This is a genomic window from Selenomonas sp. KH1T6, from assembly GCF_900108415.1.
GTDB classification, from domain to species: domain Bacteria; phylum Bacillota; class Negativicutes; order Selenomonadales; family Selenomonadaceae; genus Selenomonas_B; species Selenomonas_B ruminantium_A.
The window spans coordinates 1-17,556 of the sequence record NZ_FNWN01000045.1 but is presented as its reverse complement, the minus strand read 5'-3'; the positions used below and the strand labels follow the sequence as shown (position 1 = coordinate 17,556).

17 protein-coding genes are annotated in these 17,556 nt (G+C 52.5%); 6 read left to right on the top strand and 11 right to left on the bottom strand.

Annotation, left to right across the window (positions count from 1 at the left end; translation table 11 throughout):
* Positions 1–181, top strand: a 181-nt coding sequence (locus BLW59_RS15585) for a transposase (RefSeq protein ID WP_074697902.1), incomplete at its 5' end; no start/stop codon positions are given.
* A 176-nt stretch (positions 182–357) separates the two neighbouring features.
* Here BLW59_RS15585 and BLW59_RS15580 read toward each other — a convergent pair.
* The 8 genes from BLW59_RS15580 to BLW59_RS15550 all read right to left on the bottom strand — a co-directional run bounded on the left by BLW59_RS15580 (position 358) and on the right by BLW59_RS15550 (position 9,292).
* Positions 358–1,785, bottom strand: a complete 1,428-nt coding sequence (locus tag BLW59_RS15580; protein WP_074698540.1) for an alanine/glycine:cation symporter family protein — start codon at positions 1,783–1,785, stop codon at positions 358–360.
* A gap of 164 nt (positions 1,786–1,949) precedes the next feature.
* A complete protein-coding gene (locus BLW59_RS15575; RefSeq protein WP_175463477.1) occupies positions 1,950–3,038 on the bottom strand; it encodes a D-alanyl-D-alanine carboxypeptidase family protein in 1,089 nt (362 codons plus the stop codon).
* Positions 3,039–3,128: 90 nt separating this feature from the next.
* Positions 3,129–4,499: a DNA repair protein RadA gene (gene radA, locus BLW59_RS15570; RefSeq protein ID WP_074698536.1), complete on the bottom strand. Its 1,371-nt coding sequence runs from the start codon at positions 4,497–4,499 to the stop codon at positions 3,129–3,131.
* Positions 4,500–4,558: 59 nt separating this feature from the next.
* Positions 4,559–4,687: a hypothetical protein gene (locus BLW59_RS18250; RefSeq protein ID WP_318253592.1), complete on the bottom strand. Its 129-nt coding sequence runs from the start codon at positions 4,685–4,687 to the stop codon at positions 4,559–4,561.
* Positions 4,677–7,172: an ATP-dependent Clp protease ATP-binding subunit gene (locus BLW59_RS15565; protein WP_074698534.1), complete on the bottom strand. Its 2,496-nt coding sequence runs from the start codon at positions 7,170–7,172 to the stop codon at positions 4,677–4,679. Before BLW59_RS15565 ends, BLW59_RS18250 begins: the two co-directional genes overlap by 11 nt.
* 30 nt (positions 7,173–7,202) lie before the next feature.
* Positions 7,203–8,270: an ATP--guanido phosphotransferase gene (locus BLW59_RS15560; protein ID WP_029545070.1), complete on the bottom strand. Its 1,068-nt coding sequence runs from the start codon at positions 8,268–8,270 to the stop codon at positions 7,203–7,205.
* On the bottom strand, positions 8,263–8,817 hold the full coding sequence (locus BLW59_RS15555) for a UvrB/UvrC motif-containing protein (RefSeq protein ID WP_029545071.1): 555 nt from the start codon (positions 8,815–8,817) through the stop codon (positions 8,263–8,265). The genes BLW59_RS15560 and BLW59_RS15555 overlap by 8 nt, the downstream gene beginning before the upstream one ends.
* A gap of 22 nt (positions 8,818–8,839) precedes the next feature.
* Complete coding sequence (locus tag BLW59_RS15550) at positions 8,840–9,292, bottom strand: CtsR family transcriptional regulator (protein ID WP_029545072.1); 453 nt, start codon at positions 9,290–9,292, stop codon at positions 8,840–8,842.
* 205 nt (positions 9,293–9,497) lie between these two features.
* Between BLW59_RS15550 and thiT the strand changes: the two genes are divergently transcribed.
* Together thiT and BLW59_RS15540 are read left to right on the top strand one after the other, a co-directional pair.
* Complete coding sequence (thiT, locus tag BLW59_RS15545) at positions 9,498–10,103, top strand: energy-coupled thiamine transporter ThiT (RefSeq protein WP_318258684.1); 606 nt, start codon at positions 9,498–9,500, stop codon at positions 10,101–10,103.
* Between the two features lie 13 nt (positions 10,104–10,116).
* The gene (locus BLW59_RS15540) at positions 10,117–11,403 is read left to right on the top strand and encodes a M18 family aminopeptidase (protein ID WP_081348573.1); all 1,287 of its coding nucleotides are present in this window, start codon (positions 10,117–10,119) and stop codon (positions 11,401–11,403) included.
* Positions 11,404–11,508: 105 nt separating this feature from the next.
* Here the strand turns inward: BLW59_RS15540 and BLW59_RS15535 are convergent, their stop codons facing one another.
* Both BLW59_RS15535 and BLW59_RS15530 read right to left on the bottom strand, forming a co-directional pair.
* Entirely contained in the window at positions 11,509–12,786 is a 1,278-nt protein-coding gene (locus BLW59_RS15535; RefSeq protein ID WP_074698542.1) for a serine dehydratase subunit alpha family protein, read from the bottom strand.
* Between the two features lie 55 nt (positions 12,787–12,841).
* Positions 12,842–13,828, bottom strand: a complete 987-nt coding sequence (locus BLW59_RS15530; RefSeq protein WP_074698528.1) for a Fic family protein — start codon at positions 13,826–13,828, stop codon at positions 12,842–12,844.
* 226 nt (positions 13,829–14,054) lie between these two features.
* Here BLW59_RS15530 and BLW59_RS15525 point away from each other — a divergent pair, with 226 nt between their 5' ends.
* The gene (locus tag BLW59_RS15525; RefSeq protein ID WP_074698526.1) at positions 14,055–15,359 is read left to right on the top strand and encodes an RNA-binding domain-containing protein; all 1,305 of its coding nucleotides are present in this window, start codon (positions 14,055–14,057) and stop codon (positions 15,357–15,359) included.
* 19 nt (positions 15,360–15,378) lie between these two features.
* A complete protein-coding gene (locus BLW59_RS15520; protein WP_074698524.1) occupies positions 15,379–16,179 on the top strand; it encodes an HNH endonuclease in 801 nt (266 codons plus the stop codon).
* Between the two features lie 214 nt (positions 16,180–16,393).
* On the opposite strand, the gene BLW59_RS15515 is transcribed toward BLW59_RS15520, so the two are convergent.
* Positions 16,394–16,906, bottom strand: coding sequence for a hypothetical protein (locus BLW59_RS15515; protein ID WP_074698522.1), 513 nt, complete (start codon positions 16,904–16,906; stop codon positions 16,394–16,396).
* Between the two features lie 455 nt (positions 16,907–17,361).
* Here BLW59_RS15515 and tnpA point away from each other — a divergent pair.
* The coding region (gene tnpA / locus BLW59_RS15510; RefSeq protein WP_139283722.1) for an IS66 family insertion sequence element accessory protein TnpA at positions 17,362–17,556 on the top strand (195 nt) is incomplete at its 3' end.

Sequence of the window (17,556 nt, the reverse complement as noted above, 5' to 3'; positions counted from 1 at the left end):
AGGTGCATTTGCAATGATGAAGGCGGACATGAATTTCCGAAGGTTCCTGAGCCGCGGCACAGCAAATGTCCTTGTTGAGATCATGCTGGTGGCTATGGCTTACAATATTCAAAAGCTGCACTGCAAAATCCAGTCAGACAGAGCAGGCCAGCACCTGTTCCCTGTGAATAACGCAGCCTGAATACAAAATAAGAGCACAAGAAAAAAGGCGATTTTTATACCGCCTGGTATCTTGTGCTCATTTTTAGTGGATTTTACAACGAATAGGAACTTCTTATACATCAACAAGGAAAAGGGGCTGTGCATAAGTGGAATTATACTCATGCAACAGCCCCTTTTGCGGTTAAGATATTTTCATTACTTATGGTCAACAGGATTCTTGACACCCCAGGCATGGATACCATCTTCGTTGCCCAGGATAGCCGGGTCAAAGACAGGCTCTATGCCCTGGTCTTTCTGGCTGATATAGCTGTCCAGCGCAATACGGGCATACTTGGCCAGGCGGATTACTGCATAGAGGTTAGTCAGGCACAGAAGGCCCATGAAGAGGTCCGCCAGGTTCCACACCAGGTTCAGCTCAGCCAGGCAGCCGAAGAGCACCATGGCCACCACGCCTACGCGGAAAAGCTGCAGGCCCAGCTTGCTCTTGCCCTCGAAGAACTCAATGTTGATTTCGCCGTAGTAGTAGTTGCCCACGATGGAGCTGAAGGCAAACATCAAGATCATCAGGGAAACGGCACTGGGAGCCAGGCTGCCGAAGATGCTGGCCAGGCTGGCCTGAGCCAGGGCGATGCCTGTAAGCTCACCACCGATCTGGTACTGGCCCGTGAGCAGCACGATAAAGGCAGTGGCGGAGCACACCAGCCAGGTATCCACATAGACACCCAAGGACTGCACCAAGCCCTGCTTCACAGGATGGGTGACATCAGCGGTGGCAGCAGCATTTGGCACGGAGCCTTCACCGGCCTCATTGGAGAAGAGCCCCCGCTTGATACCAGTCAGCACTGCCGTACCTATACCGCCACCCACTGCGGCCTGAGGAGAGAAGGCATCATGGAGGATAAGGGCAAACATGCCGGGCACCTTGTCAATGTTGAACAGGGTAATGGCGATGGCGATAAGAATGTACAAACCTGCCATAATAGGCACCAGGAACTCGGCAAACTTGGCAATGCGGGTCATACCGCCAAAGATAACCAAGGCCGTCAGCACGCAAAGGAAGATAGCCGTGACATAGGGTGGAATGCCGAAAGCAGTCACAGCAGACAGGGCAATGGTGTTAGCCTGCACGGAATTATAAATAAGTCCGAAGGTGATGGAAATGAGCACCGCAAAGAGCTTGGCCACGCCACTCTGCCCCAGGGCATTCTGGATATAGTAGGCAGGGCCGCCGTGGAACTTGCCTTCACCACGTGGCAGCTTATAGATCTGCGCCAGGGTACTTTCCACAAAACCCGTGGCACAACCTATAAACGCAATGACCCACATCCAAAACACGGCGCCAGGGCCGCCGGTGACAATGGCAATGGCCACACCAGCAATATTGCCCACGCCCACCCGGGAAGCGGTACTGACGCAGAAAGCCTGGAAGGAACTGATGGCCTTTCCTTCTGTTTTCTTGCCGATACCCTCGGTCAGAAGACGAAACATCTCCGGCAGCATCCGCAGCTGCACCAGCCCGGTGCTGAGAGTGAAATAGAGCCCGCAGCCCACCAGCACCACAATCAGCACATAAGACCAGAGCAGAGTGTTGATACTATCAACTGCACTGTTCAGTATGTCCATAAATTATAATACCTCCTTTGATCTAGTATGACCTATACTATTACAACATAACTATCATAACACGATTGTTCTGATTTTGTCGACTAACAAATCTCCCAGGTCATACCAGCTACACAAAGAAAAAAAGAACTGACGCGTGCCCATCACATGCGTCAGTTCCTTTATCACAGGCGGGCAAATACCGGTTCAAACACGCCTACCAGCCAGGAGAGGATATCCGAGCCCTGTCCTACGTTCTTATCTGCCAGGATATCCACCTCACCAACCTGCTCCCCCTTGTAAAGCAGCTTGGCCGTGCCTGCTTTCTGGCCCTTTTTCACGGGAGCCGCCAACACTTTCTTTACATCGTAGACCACTTTGTAATTGCTTTTTTCCTCAGCATCTACCAGAGGAAAGTTTATATCCTCTGCCAGATGGAGGTCTACTTTGGCTTCCCTGCCATCCTTGACCCAGGCGCTCCCCCTGAAGCGTTCCTTGTTCACCCCGCGCACCAGGCGGGTGTGCTCAAAGCCGTAGTCCAGGAGCTTTTCCGCATCCTTGAATCTGTCCTTGGGGGTTTCGGCGTGCATGACAATGACGATGAGCTCCAGCCCGCCCTGTTTGGCAGAGGCAGCCAGGCACCCCCCTGCCGCCTGGGTCCAGCCGGTCTTGATGCCCGTCATGCCATCGTACTTGCCCAGAAGCTCATTGGTGTTTTCTGCTGCCAGCATCTTGTTTTTTGGAATGCTCCAGCGCAACAGTGCCTTCTGCTGGCCCACGATTTCCCGGAATCTCTCATTCTGCATGACGTGACGGGCCAGCTTTGCCATATCCCTGGCCGTGGAATAGTGTTCAGCATTTGTCAGGCCATTGGGATTCACGAAGTGGGTGTTCTCCATGCCCAGCTTCTCCGCCTTGGCATTCATCATCTCCGCAAAGGAAGAGACGGAGCCGCCTATCTGCTCAGCCAGGGCCACCGCCGCCCCATTATCCGAAAGCATCAGCAGGCCGTTCAGGAGCTCCGCGGAAGACAGCATTTCCCCGGGCAGGAGCCCCATGGGCACATCCTCGGTAGCCGCCGCATTGGCAGAAATCAGCACCTCCGTATCAGCGCTGAGGTTTTCCAAAGTCAGCAGCCCCGTCATCATCTTGGTCATGCTGGCAGGATAGCGGCGCTCATCGGCGTTCTTCTCCCAGATGACTCTGCCGGTAGAGGCTTCCATAACTATAGCGGCATCGGCGCTGAGTTTTATATCTTCCTGTGCTTCTGCCACAGGCACTTGCGCTACAGCCAGTACAAAACACAGACATATTGCTGCAAATTTTCTTAAGCACCCCATCGGGGTAATTGCCACCTTTCTGATTCATCTTGGCATAGCCAGCTTCAAGGCCTGGCTTACTGTCTCAGCGCCGTAAAGCTCTATGCCCTTTATCTCCCCGGCCAGCTGCCGGTAATTCTTCATGGGCAGCACCGCTGCCTTGAAGCCCAGACGCTTGGCTTCGTTCACCCTGCTCTCAGCCTGGCTCACAGCCCGCACCTCACCAGAGAGGCCCACCTCGCCAAAGACGATGGTCTGGGGCCGCAGGAGCCTGTTGGCAAAGCTGGAGGCCATGGCTATGCAGAGCCCCAGATCTGCCGCAGGCTCATCAATGCGTATGCCGCCTGCCACCTTCACATACACATCGCAGGCACCAATGGACAGGTGCACCCTTTTCTCCAGCACTGCCAGCAAGAGCTGGATCCGCTTGATATCCACGGAATCCGCCGTGCGCCTGGGCGGTACATAGGGAGTGGGTGCCACCAGGGCCTGCACTTCCACCAGCAAAGGGCGGGTGCCCTCCACCGTGGGAATGATCACCGTGCCCGTGTCCTGCTCCCGGTCGGAAAGAAAGAGCTTGGAGGCATCCGGCACATCCACCAGCCCCACTTCCCGCATTTCAAACAGCCCCAGTTCATTGGTACTGCCAAAGCGGTTCTTCACCGCCCTGAGCACCCTGTACTCGGCATTGCGCTCACCTTCGAAGAAGAGCACCGTGTCCACAATATGCTCCAGCACCCGGGGGCCTGCCAGATTTCCTTCTTTCGTAACATGGCCAATTATGAATGAAGCTATACCACTGCTCTTTGAAATTCGCAGCAGGTCTACAGCGCATTCCCGCACCTGGGACACGCTGCCCGGGGCGCTCTGTATCTCAGGCTTGAACACCGTCTGAATGGAGTCAATGACCAAGAGGTCAGGCTCCGCATTCATGACATGGGTTTCAATGGTGGAAAGATTGGTCTCGCTCACCACCAGCAGGTTATCCGCAATGGCCTCCAGCCTGTCGGCCCTCATGCGCACCTGGCGGGTGCTCTCCTCGCCGGTGACGTAGAGCACCTTTCTCCCGGCGCGGGCAATCTCGGCGCAGACCCGCAGGGTCAGGCTGGACTTGCCTACCCCCGGATCCCCTACCAGCAGCACCATGGAACCGGGGATAACCCCGCCCCCCAGCACCCGGTCAAGCTCCCCGGAGCCGGTGGAAAAGCGGGGCATATCCTCCAGCTCCACCTCCCCTATGGGCTTGGGGGGCACAGCATCAGACAGCCCCGTGCGCGTTTCGCTTTCCTTTTCCGGCAGGGCGATTTCCTCCACCATGGTATTCCAGGCGCCGCAGCCAGGACACCTGCCCTGCCACTTGGGAGAGTCATAGCCGCACTGCTGGCAGACGTATACGGTTTTCTTCTTCTTGGCCATAGCAAGCCTCCAATAATAAGAGCCGCCCCCATCGAAGCCAGGAAGCGGCTCTGATATCTTCATCGATTTAGTATACGCTTAATCAGCCGGATAGTCCAGCGTCCCAGCCAGACAATGGACCAAAAAAGATTCATGAAGAAGTTCAGTATTTTTCCCTTGGTAGTCTCAGGCGCCAGCTTATTGTCCATGACTTATGACCTCACGCCTCCTGCCTGCAGGCTTTTCTTTCTTCACGAAATCAAGCTTGTCCTCAGCCTTGCCCTTGCGGACGCTGATAGTATCTCCTGCCTTGAAAGCCCCGGCAAGCAGCAGCTCCGCCAGATCGTTTTCCAGCAGCCTTTCGATGGCCCGGCGCAGGGGACGCGCCCCGTATTTTTCATCCGTGCCCTTTTCTATCAGGCGCAGCTTGGCGCTGGGGGTGACCTCCAGCCGCAGGCCCTGCTCCAAAAGGCGCTTCTTCACATCAGCCAGCAGGATATCCACTATCCTGGAAAGCTCCGGCCTGCCCAGTGGGTGGAAGACCAACAGCTCGTCCACTCTGTTCAGGAACTCCGGCCTAAAGGTGCGGCGCACCTCGCCCATGACCCGCTTCTTTTCCAGCTCCTGCTGGCTGAGGCTGCGCTCCGCCCCTACGGCAAAGCCCATAGCAGGAGCAGCCTTCTTCAAAGAGCCGGCCCCGGCATTGGAAGTCATGATAATCACCGTGTGGCGGAAATCCACCGTGCGCCCCTGACCGTCAGTAAGGCGGCCGTCATCCAGCACCTGCAGCAGGATATTGAAAACATCAGGGTGGGCCTTTTCTATCTCATCCAAAAGAATGATGGAATAGGGCTTCTGCCGCACGGCATCTGTCATGCGGCCTCCCTCCTGATAACCCACATAGCCCGGAGGGGCTCCCACCATGCGGGAAACAGTATGCTTTTCCATATACTCGGACATATCAAAGCGGATAATGGCCTCTTCACTGCCAAAGAGCCTTTCTGCCAGCGCCTTGGCAAGTTCCGTCTTGCCCACCCCCGTAGGCCCCAGGAACAGGAAGGAACCAATGGGGCGGCGGGGATCCTTGAGGCCGGCCCTGGCCCTTCTGACCGCACGGGAAACGGCTTCCACCGCCTCCTGCTGCCCCACCACTCTGGCAGACAGCTTCTTTTCCAGCCCCAGAAGGCTTGCCGCTTCCCGGCTGGCCATGCGCTGCACAGGAATGCCTGTCCAGAGGGAGACCACCTCAGCCACGTCGTTTTCTGTCACCGTCACGAAGCTGCCATTCTGCTGGTTCCACTCCTTGCGTGCCTCCTGCAGTTCCACCTTCTTCCGCTGCATTTCATCCCGAAGGCTGGCGGCCTTCTCAAAGGCCTGGTCCTTGATGGCTTCGTCCTTCTCCTTTTCCAGCCGGTTAAGGCTCTCCTCCATCTCCTGCAGGGACTTGGGAGCAGAGACATTTGCCATGCGCACCTTGGCCGCCGCCTCATCCATCACGTCGATGGCCTTGTCCGGCAGGAAGCGGCCCGAAATATAGCGGGAACTCAGCCGCACCGCTGCCTCCAGGGCATCATCCTGAATTACCGCCCGGTGGAATTTCTCATAATGTCCCCGCAGCCCCTTCAGGATAGCCTCTGCCTCATCCACGGTAGGTTCCTCCACCAGCACTGTCTGGAAGCGGCGGGCGAGGGCCCCATCCTTTTCCAGATGCTTCTTGTACTCGGACAGGGTAGTGGCGCCGATGACCTGTATCTCGCCGCGGGACAGGGCAGGCTTCAGGATATTGGCCGCATCAAGAGCCCCCTCTGCCGCCCCGGCTCCCACAAGGGTGTGAAGCTCGTCTATGAAGAGTATCACCTTGCCTGACTTCCGGATTTCCTCGATGACTCCCTTCAGGCGTTCCTCGAACTCACCCCGGTACTTGGCACCTGCCACCAGAGAAGCGATGGACAGGGAAATGATTTCCTTGTCCTGCAGCGTATGGGGCACCTCTCCTGCTACTATGCGCTGGGCCAGCCCTTCGGCAATGGCAGTCTTGCCCACCCCCGGCTCCCCCAGGAGCACGGGATTGTTCTTGCGGCGGCGGGAGAGGATCTGCACCGTGCGGGTGATTTCCTTCTGCCTGCCCACCACCGGGTCCAGTGCCTGCTCTTTGGCCAGCCTGGTTAAATTGCGGCCGTATTTTTTCAGCAGGGGCGTGCCTCCCCTGCTTTCGTTCGAAGCGTTTGGCTCTTCCTGATAATCGCCTTTTTCTTCCAAAAGAGAAAAGATTTCATTCAAAGCATCATTCAATTCTATGCCGAAGTGCTCAATAAGCTCCACCGCCGCCCCTCCGGCGTCCTCCAGCAGGCTGATAAGGATATGCTCCGTGTCCACCACAGAGGCCCCCAGCCGGTCGGCTTCCTCCACCGCCCCCTCCATGACCCGCTTGGCCCTGGGGGTATAGTAAGGATTGTCAGAGGGGTATTCCTGCTCGCTGGCCGTCAGCCGCCGCAGCTCCGAGAGGGCGCTTTCATACTCCATGCCCAGATTCCTGAGGGCTTTGGCTGCCAGGCTCCCCCGTTCATGCAGGAGCCCCAGCAGGATATGCTCTGTACCTATGTAATCCCGGCGCAGCTCGTGGGCCAGATACTGGCCGAAACGCACTGCCCGGACAGCTGTTTCTGTAAATTCTCTTCGGTCTCTATCGCCCATGCAGGGCCTCCTTTCTATGGGAAATAAGGCTTACTCCTTGCCCAGCAGGGCCTTGCGCACCTGCTCTGCCCGGAGCCTGTCTATCTCGTTCTTGGACATATTTTCATTTTCCGCCAGATTCTGGAGGAAGTGGGTGCGGCTCACCAGCAGGATATCTCCGAAGCTGTCGGGATTCTCCCATTCCATCAGCCGCAGGTTCACTCCCAGCCGCACCCAGGAAAGAAGCTCCAGCGTCTCCTTCTCCGTCAGCAGCCGGGCATAGCGCAGGGTGCCGTAGGCACGCCACACCTCATCCTCCAGCCTGTCCTTCATGTACAGAGCCAGGGCTTTGCGTGCCTTGCGCTCATGGGCCACCACTTCCCGGACGGCGCTCTTGAGGTTTTCCACCAGCGCCTGCTCAGAGAAGCCCATGGTAAGCTGGTTGGTGATCTCATAGAGGCAGCCCCCTGCCTCCTGCCCCTCGCCGTAAAGACTGTGAATGGACAGGCCCAGCTGGGGAGCAATGGTCTCCACGCTGCTGATATTCTTGGTGAAGACCAGCCCCGGCAGGTGCAGCACCACCGAAGCCCTGAGGCCCGTGCCCAGATTGGTGGGCACCGCCGTAAGATAGCCCATCTTCTCGTCAAAGGCTATATCCAGCTGGGACTCGATGATATCATCAATGGCAAAAGCCTTCTTCAGGGGCGCATCAAGATCAAAGGCAGGGGCAAGGCACTGTATGCGCAGATGGTCATCCTCGTTGACCATCAGGCTCACCTGTCCCGCCTCTGCCAGCAGCACCTCGCGATGCTGGGGATTCTTCATCAGGGCCGTGGTAGCCAGCTGCTTCTCAATCAGCACGCTGCGCTCCAAGGGGGTAAGCTCCTCCATGTTGAACCCTGCAAATTCCGTTCCCAGGCCCTTGGCCAGGCTGGGCAAGATCTGCTCCACCTGCGTGCGCACCGCCAGCAGCTGGGAAAAGTCAGCCCGATTGGGGAAGGGCAGCTTTTTCAGATTCCTGGCCAGCCGCACCCTGCTCATGAGCACTACATCGCCATCTGTCCCCCCAGCGGAAAGCCAGCTCAGGTGGCGCTCTTTCATGATTTCGTCCTTAGACATGAGCCTCCCCTCCTTCCTTGGCGGAAAGCTTCTGCTCCAAAGCCCGCACCTCATCACGCAGCCTGGCTGCCTCCTCGTATTCCTCCCGGGCAACCTTTTCCTTGAGCTCGGCCCGGAGGCGCTTGATTTCCTGTTTCAGCTCCAGGGTGCCGCCGCTGCGGCGGGGAATCTTGCCGCTGTGGGTGCTGGTGCCGTGAATGCGGCGCAGGAGGGGTTCCAGCTGGGGACGGAAGGTAGCATAGCAGACACTGCAGCCTATTTTCCCCGTCTGCTGGAAATCCGCATAGCTCATGCCGCAGTTGGGACAGGTGAGCACCAGAGGCTCCCCCTGCCTGCCCTTCTGCTTTTCCTCCTGTCCGGCAGACTGGCTGAACATGCCCTTGAGGAAATCGTCTACAGACATATTGCGCTTAGGCTGGTTTTCCGGCATGAATTCCCCGTAGCCTGCCGCGCATTTCTCGCAAAGGTTCTTCTCCACCCGCCCCTTGGGACCTATCTGCACTATATGGACTGCCGCTTCCCGGCGGCCGCAATCATCGCATAACATATATTTCACCGCTTTCCTAAAATCAGCCGAAATTCTCCAAAGTCAGCAGCATGACCTTCAGCAGCCGCACTCTTTCCTTGTCACTCATGGTGGCAGAATGGAAGACCTCCCCCACCACCTGCATCAAAAGCGCGCCTTCTCTCGTGGACACCATATCGTGGTCATGGAGGTACTGTATCATGCCCTGCATGGTCTTCTCATCCGTATCCTCATCGATATCATCCAGCATCTGCTGGTAAACCAGGCTCTTCATGGGCACCTGGACAATGCGGATATACCCCCCCAGACCACGGCGTGATTCCACCATGAAGCCCTTGTCCTGGGTAAAGCGGGTGGAAAGCACATAGCTGATCTGGGAAGGGGCGCAGGAAATGGCGTCCGCGATATCCGTGCGCCTGAGCTCCACCTTGCCATCCTCCCTGGTGGCCAGCTGCCGGAGGATATAGGCCTCAATTAAATCCGCAATATTGCTCATTGTATCACCCTCTGTATCTTGATTGACTAATTGACCTATCTTTCCCTCCATTATATTTGATTTTTTGACTTTTGGCAAGAACTTACTTGCCTTCCCCTTGAGGGGAAGGCTTATTATATGCCAATAATACATTGTTTTCTCCTGCCACTGATGTTAAAATACTCATGTTGCAATCATCGTCTCTTGAATTAAGGAAGTGTTTTATTTGGCAGAACTCATCTCCAGTCCCTCCAGCATCTTTGCCATGACTTGTCTTTTCGCCCTGACGGGAAGCTGCATTTACCTGCGCAAAACCCGGCTCACCACCCAGATGATGGTCTACATTGCCCTTATGCTGTCCCTCACCATCATCCTGCAGCAACTGCAAATATTCCATTTCCCCCAGGGGGGCAACCTGACCCTTGGCTCCATGCTGCCCATCATGCTCATCTCCTGGCGCTTCGGCCCTTCCGTGGGTGCCATGACAGGCTTTCTCTACGGTTTCATGAATCTCCTGCAGGACCCCTTCATCCTGCATCCCGTGCAGGTGCTCTTTGACTATCCCCTGCCCTTCATGGCCATCGGGCTGGCAGGCCTTATCAGGCACAATTTCTACTTGGGCATTCTCCTGGGCTTTGCAGGGCGTTTCCTCTGCCACTTCATTTCCGGCATAGTCTTCTTCGCCTCCTACGCTCCGGAGGGCATGTCCCCCGTCCTCTATTCGCTCACCGTCAACGGCTCACTTATGGGCGCTGAATGCCTGATTTGTCTGCTGCTTGTGAAACTGTTGCCCATCAGACGCCTGCTGGACAGTATGGGACAAGAACGATAAGGAGTGACTGACCTTGGAAAAAGAATTACAAGAACTACTGCAATTCATAAAAGATGCCCCCTCACCCTTCCACACTGTGGAAACAGCAGGAAAAATGCTGCAGAATGCAGGCTTTGTACAGCTGGATATGACCACAAAGTGGGAGCTTGCTCCAGGCGGCAGATACTTCGTAACCGTCTACGACTCCAGCCTGCTGGCCTTTGCCCTTGGTGAAAAGCCCGGCCCCCTGCGCCTGGCAGCGGCCCACACAGACTTCCCATGCTTCCGCATAAAACCTCATGCCAGTATCAATAAAGAAGAACATGGACTGCTTAATGTAGAAAAATACGGTGGCCTTATACTTCGCACCTGGCTGGACAGGCCTCTGGGACTGGCTGGAAAAGTTGTCCTGCGCTCTGAGGATGTCTTCAAGCCAGACACGCAGCTGGTAAACTTTGATCGCCCCCTGCTGACCATCCCCAGTTTGGCCATACACATGGACAGGGAAGTAAACAAGGAGGGCAAGCTGAATCCCCAAACAGATATGCTTCCCTTGGCTGTTATGGAAAACGAGGAGTTTTCGGAAAGCTTCTTCACAGATTGGCTAAGCGAAGAATTGGAAAAGGAGGATCCCGAGGATATTCTCGCCTACGAACTATCTGCCTATCCCTTTGAGGAAGGCTGCCTGTGCGGGTTATATAAGTCTTTTATCTCTTCCCCACGCCTGGACAATCTCACTTCTGTTCTGGCTTGCCTCAAGGGCATTATGGCGGCAGAACCGAAAGAAATGTCCGGACTGCGCCTCATTGCTCTCTTTGATAATGAGGAAATCGGCAGCGGCACCAAACAGGGAGCAGGCTCTACGGTGCTGAATCAGGTACTGGAAAGAATCTACTCCTCTCTCGGAAAAAAAAGAGAAGACCTTTGGGCAGATATAGCGTCCGGTTTCATGCTATCTGTAGACGTGGCCCACGCCTTGCATCCCAGCCATGCAGGAAAACACGACCCATCCAACCAGCCACTCATGGGTGGAGGCATAGTATTGAAACAGGCAGCCGCCCAAACATATGCCGGAGACGCAGAAGCCATTGCCATCATCCGCGGGCTCTGTGAATCCCATGAAATCCCCTGTCAGTCCTTTGTTAATCGCAGTGATGTTCGTGGCGGCTCCACCCTGGGCTCTATCGCCTCCACTCTTGTCCCCATCCGCACCATGGACATAGGCGTCCCCATGCTGGCCATGCACTCAGCCAGAGAGGTCATGCATAAGGACGACCAGCTGGCGCTGAATAAATTGCTCATCACTTTCATGAGCAACTGATACATAGTTTCATACATATCCAAAGGCTTCAAGAGCAAAAATGCGAAACAACGTTACAATTGTTTCGCATTTTTTATTGTTTCATCTGAAGCAATGTGTCATTTTTTATTCTTCAATCATCATCTTGATGATTTCTTTGTCAGTTTCCTTCATGCCAATGCGGCCCAGGCGGCTGATATTGCGGATGGTATTTTCAACGCCCTTCTTGACCAGTCCGTCACCACCGTAGAACTGCTGGCCATTGCGGTACATTTCAAAGCCCAGGATGCCAGCATCCACAGCTGCGGAAATCTTGGCCGCACAGGAAGCCTTGGCACCATCGCAGACAATGCCGGAAGTGATGGCCAAAGCGTTGACGATAGTGTGAATGACAGCTTTATAATCACCGCCGCAGAGCCAGGCAATAGCTGCCCCTGCCCCGGCGCCGGCACTGATGGCGCCACAGTAGGCTGAGAGCCGGCCAATGCCCTCCTTTTCATGGAGCGTGACCAGGTTGGAAAGCAGCAGGGCACGGTAGAGCCTTTCCCTGTCAGCACCCACTTCTTTGGCATATTCGATGACCGGCAGGGAAACGGTCATGCCCTGATTGCCGCTGCCGGAATTGATGACCACAGGCAGTTCGCACCCACCCATGCGGGCATCAGAGCCGGCTGCCGCCCTGGCCCTGGCACGAATGTGGATATCATTGCCATAAGCTTTGAGCAGGGTCTTGCCAATGTTTGCACCGTAGTCGTTCTTCATGCCCTCATCAGCTATGGCTGTATTATAAGCAATCTGCCGGTCAAGTAACTCCCGGACATCCTCCAGGTCGCAGGTCATGGCAAAAACGTAGATATCCTCGATGGTGAGGAATTCATAGTCCGGCTTGCCGGTATTTGCCGCACCCACAGCTTCTTTTTCAAACAAGACCTCGCCGTTGCGGGCAATCCTCACAATATTGGTATGCTCACCTACCACACGCACTTCAGCGTTATCCCTGCCCTTGCTGACCAGGACACAGATGTCGAGGACATGGTCAGACTGGGCAAATTCCACCTTGAACTCCGTACTGCGCAGATAATCAGCCAGCCTGGCCTTATCTTCCTCCCTGGCACAGGCGATGACTTCCAGCCCCGCCTCTTCATCCCCCGCCACGATGCCAATGGCAGCCGAAGCCTCAATTCCCTTGCAGCCGCCTGTATTCGGCACGATGACGCTCTTGACATTCTTGATGATGTTGCCACTGGCTGCAATGGTAACCTTATCAGGCAAAAGCCCCAGCGCCGCCCTTGCCCGGGCAGCACAATAGGCAATGGCAATAGGCTCAGTGCACCCCATAGCCGGCACCAGCTCCCGCCTGAGAATTTCTACATAACTTCTATAAATCTGGCTGTTTTTCTCCATGTTCAGCTCCATTTCTAAAACTCAGTGAATCAACATCTTCCCCAAAAACAAAAGCCTACCTAACCCTGTAATACCTCTGATTCCTGCTGGTGGGCTTATCCGGGAGGGTCATGGCTATCAATCCCTGCCTCATGGCCGGCTCGATATAGTTCCGCTTCAACCCCGCCGTAGACTTCAGGCCCAGCTTTTCCTGCAGTTCCTTAGCCTTGTAGGAAACATCATATTCCATCTGGGCCAGCAACTTTTTTACATACTCATCCTGCTCTGCCAGCAGGTCCTTCTGCAACAGTTCCTCCAGCACGGCATCAATCATTTGCAGCATGAAAGTGATAAAAGGCGTGGACTCACCTGCTGCATGGGAACGACTGATAGCCTCATAGTACTCTGCCTGATATCTGTGTATCTGGTTCTCTATGGGCAGATATGCAAAAAGCGGCTGCCACCTGGAAAGAAGCGCCGTCTGCCAAAGCCTGGCCATGCGTCCATTGCCATCAGCGAAAGGGTGAATAAAAACAAACTCATAATGGAATATCGACGATAGCAACAAGGGCTGCAAGTCCTTCTTTGCCTCCCCCAGCCAGGCAAACAGACCTTCCATCAGCTCCGGCACCAGCCTGGCAGGCGGTGCCATGAAAATGCACCTGCCACCTGCAAATACGCCTTCTTCTCCATGACGGAATTTTCCTGCCTCCTGCACCAGTCCTGCCGTCATAATCCCGTGAATCCGCAATAGTTCCTTCAAACTATAGGGATTCAGGTGCGGCAGCTCATCATAAGCCGCATAGGCGTTCTTCACCTCAAGAATTTCCCTCTCCGGCCCTGCCACCACTTTCCCGGCAATAACATCCCTGACATTCCCCAAAGTCAGGGAATTGGCTTCTATAGCCAGAGAGGAATGTATAGACTCGATGCGGTTGTTCCTGCGCAGCCGCGGATATGCTGACATATCACGGTAATGCAGCACCTGCCCCAGCCTGGTAGAAATAGACGCCACCAGCCTCAGTATCTCATTGTTCAGCATATACGGAGGATAATTCCCCATAGACAACTCCTCCTTGGCATCTTATATATTATCTTATATATTATCTTATGCTAAATGATTTGTTTTGGCAAGCAGATATATGAGAACGGCCCCTGCCTAGACTATGAAGACAGGGGCCGTTCTCCCATGATAGAAGTCAAACCTACCATTCTTCTACCATGCTTCTACCATTCGTCCACCTTTTATGGTAGAATGGTAGAAGCATGGACGAACGGAGGCGATACGTATGAAATTCAAGGAAAGCTCCACCCTTGAACTGAAGCAAATAATAGTGCCAGACATAAAAAAGGAAATAATTGCCTTTGCCAACAGTAATGGCGGAACCATCTATGTAGGCATTGCTGATAATGGTGACATCATTGGTCTTGAAGATACAGACCAGGCCATGCTGCAGATTACCAGCATGATACGTGATGCCATCAAGCCTGATGTCACCATGTTCGTAGATCTTGACATAATAGAACTCGAACAAAAGTCCGTACTGAAAATAACTGTACAGAAAGGTACACATGCACCATATTACCTGCAAGGCAAAGGCATCCGACCAGAAGGTGTCTTTGTACGGCATGGTGCTGCTTCAATCCCGGCCTCAACAGATGCCATACGCTCTATGATTATCGCCAGTGACGGAGAAAGTTATGAAACTCGCCGCTCCTTGCGACAGGAATTAACCTTTACTTCCATGAAGAAACTCTTTGCACAAAAGAAAGTAAAGCTGGAAAATCAACAATTCATGACCTTGGGGCTGAAGACCCGTGACGGCATCTTCACCAACCTGGCTCTGCTTCTCTCTGAAGAGTGCCCTCATGAGCTGAAAATCGCCGTCTTTGCTGGCACCAGCAAAACTTCTCCCTTCCAAAACCGACGCGAATTCAGCGGCTCCCTCCTCACCCAAATGAACGAAGCCTACACCATGCTTGAGCAATACAATCAGCTGGGAGCAAGCTTCAACGGCCTCATGCGCTCCGACCAGCGGGACTACCCTGAAACGGCCCTGCGGGAAGCCCTGCTGAACTGCGTAGTACACAGGGAATATTCCTACAGCGGCAGCACTCTCATCAACATCTTCCACGATCGCATAGAGTTCGTCTCCTTCGGCGGTCTGGTACAGGGCCTCAACCTCGAAGACTTAAAACTTGGCGTATCAGAGTGCCGCAATGAAAAGATGGCTGCCATCTTCTACCGCCTGAAACTCATTGAAGCCTATGGCACTGGCATTCCAAAAATCTACGAAAGCTATCAAGGCTCCGGGCTGAAGCCAAAACTTGAAACCAGCGACCACGCCTTCCGCATCACCCTGCCCAATAGGAATTTCAAAACCGACCAAGCCTCTCCCTTTGCCCAAGCAAATAACAACCACCTGCTTGCAGCCCTATCCGGCAAAGAAACCTTCACCAGACAGGATGTGCAGGATACCATGGGCGTGTCCCGCAGCCAGGCTAACAATCTTATTAAGGAACTGGTGGATAGTGGCAGGCTTTTGGCGATTGGAGCAGGTAAGAATCGGCATTATGCTCAATCAAAAAATTAAACGAAATGGAGGTTTCATAATGTGCAACGATAATTATGGAAAAAAATGGACACGTGATGAAACAATCCTTGCATTATCTTTTTATTACGAAATGCCCTATGGAAAAATAAACAGAAGCAATAAGTATTTACAGTCCATGGCAGATTTAATGCAAAGGTCATTATCATCACTGATTATGAAGATGGTAAATCTTGCCTCCTTGGACGAAAGTTTACTATGCAGAGGAGTTACCTCTCTGCCTCACAGTAGCAAGCTAGATAAAGAAGTATGGGTTGAATTTAAGGGAAAATATGAATATCTCCTGCTTGAAAAAGAGCGGATATTGTCTTCTTATAACACCTCCATCAAACTGACGAATCCTAAAGTAAAACATTTACCACCAGCAATTGATCTCAAATATTATACTCCCAAAGAAAGACTTGTCCTCGTGCGCAAAGGTCAGGATTTTTTCCGTAAAGCTGTTCTAAGTGCATATGGGGAACGGTGCTGCATGACAGGTATTGCCGTTCCGGAACTTTTACAAGCCTGCCATATAATGCCATACAGCAAGTGTAAAAGCATCAATGACTGCCTTAATCCATCTAACGGCATATGCCTAAATTATTTAACCCACAAGGCCTTTGACCTAGGTTTTATCAGTATCCATAAAACCACTAAAATCATAATGGTATCCGACTGCCTAAAAAAACATCCACGTATTGATGAAACCACCAAAAACTGGTTGCTCTTCTTAGAAAATAAATCTATAAATTTTCCTGAAAGGAATATGCCAGAATACAATTTCTTGGAATATCATAACGATTGTATTTTTAAGTCATAAATTGACAACAATATACCAAATATCATAGCGTATGGAAGGGGCTAAAGTAATAACTAATAAAGTTTACAGTAGTACGTTAACTCGTCCCTCCACTGTCTTCGGCAGTCCACCTTACTAAAAGAGTAGAGCTTATGTCGTCAACTCCTTTGGCATTCCTATAGTTCAACATGCTAAGAAAAGCGTGTGCCCATACCAGGTACACGCTTTTCAAAACTCACCCATTAGCCATTTTTCTTTTATACGATTCATACGATGATGGACTCCCACCACAAGAAAGGTATGCCCCCAACTCACCTTCCACGACATAATGTTCAAGCACATCAACATCATATTGTTCAAAAGGTAGCCATACTTCGACACATTTCCCTCTGTGCGTACAGGAATCGTCCAACCAATAGTCATCAGGGAAATTTCTCATAAATTCAAATGGATTTTCAGGGAACTCATCAAAGCCGCTATTCATGAAAACTATATCCATACGAAGCTGAACAACATCATCTTCATAGTCTCCCCATACCAGTTCAATAGAAGCATTATTATCAAATTTGTAAATAGAATTCTCCTTGACTAACTCTTCATCTGTTTTCATCAGCAATGCAATGTTGCCACAGCTACCAGCCCACTTGCGAATTTTTTTGACAAACACTTTTTGAGCTTCACTTTCACTATCAAAACACATAGGCTTAGACCCACTCGTACTGTTTTCTAAAACAAAGATTTTCTTCATGGCTCCTCCTTTACATAACTGGCCAAACCCTTATGCAGCTTATACTCTAGCTTAAAATGTATCTCCTTACTCATAATTCGCACCTCTAGGACGGAAAATATATAAAATACTTTCCTTATATTATATTTATCGAACATATTTCGTCAAGTGCAGAGAAGTAAAAACTATAAAATCTTTCCCGTTTTGTTATAGGATATCAGAAAAGACCGACTGAGCCGGTTTCCCACATTTTTACGAAATTTGTCTAGCGCTAATAGTGTATCTACTTTCAAGAGCGCCATCACCTCTTACGGAACTGGACTTCAGAAATGCTAAGAGATTATCTGAACAGTAAGCGGTAAATAATACGGTGTATTTAAACTGTGCCTCCCATATGAGATAATTGACTAAAATCACTCACATGAAAAAGCTGAAAAAGTCATTTTAGCCATTTATCTCATTGGGAGGTCTTTGTTTTGACTCAAATTCAACAAATCAAGCATCGGCAGTCCATGGATTACTGGAAACAGGTTATCCTGGCCCAGCAGCAGAGCGGCCTTAAGGCCAGGGAATATTGCCGCCAGCAGGACATCAAATACAACGCGTTCTACTACTGGCTCCGCAAAATCCGTGAGGAGATCGTGGAAGGCATGCCGCAGTTGAAGGCAGAG

Excerpts from the sequence above, each read along its gene's own strand:
- BLW59_RS15535 (WP_074698542.1), bottom strand. The coding sequence starts at position 12,786 with ATGGAGAAAAACAGCCAGATTTATAGAAGTTATGTAGAAATTCTCAGG.
- BLW59_RS15520 (WP_074698524.1), top strand. The coding sequence starts at position 15,379 with ATGTGCAACGATAATTATGGAAAAAAATGGACACGTGATGAAACAATC.
- BLW59_RS15555 (WP_029545071.1), bottom strand. The coding sequence starts at position 8,817 with ATGTTATGCGATGATTGCGGCCGCCGGGAAGCGGCAGTCCATATAGTG.
- BLW59_RS15580 (WP_074698540.1), bottom strand. The coding sequence starts at position 1,785 with ATGGACATACTGAACAGTGCAGTTGATAGTATCAACACTCTGCTCTGG.
- BLW59_RS15525 (WP_074698526.1), top strand. The coding sequence starts at position 14,055 with ATGAAATTCAAGGAAAGCTCCACCCTTGAACTGAAGCAAATAATAGTG.
- BLW59_RS18250 (WP_318253592.1), bottom strand. The coding sequence starts at position 4,687 with ATGGACAATAAGCTGGCGCCTGAGACTACCAAGGGAAAAATACTGAAC.
- radA (WP_074698536.1), bottom strand. The coding sequence starts at position 4,499 with ATGGCCAAGAAGAAGAAAACCGTATACGTCTGCCAGCAGTGCGGCTAT.
- BLW59_RS15550 (WP_029545072.1), bottom strand. The coding sequence starts at position 9,292 with ATGAGCAATATTGCGGATTTAATTGAGGCCTATATCCTCCGGCAGCTG.
- BLW59_RS15530 (WP_074698528.1), bottom strand. The coding sequence starts at position 13,828 with ATGGGGAATTATCCTCCGTATATGCTGAACAATGAGATACTGAGGCTG.
- BLW59_RS15515 (WP_074698522.1), bottom strand. The coding sequence starts at position 16,906 with ATGAAGAAAATCTTTGTTTTAGAAAACAGTACGAGTGGGTCTAAGCCT.
- BLW59_RS15565 (WP_074698534.1), bottom strand. The coding sequence starts at position 7,172 with ATGGGCGATAGAGACCGAAGAGAATTTACAGAAACAGCTGTCCGGGCA.
- BLW59_RS15560 (WP_029545070.1), bottom strand. The coding sequence starts at position 8,270 with ATGTCTAAGGACGAAATCATGAAAGAGCGCCACCTGAGCTGGCTTTCC.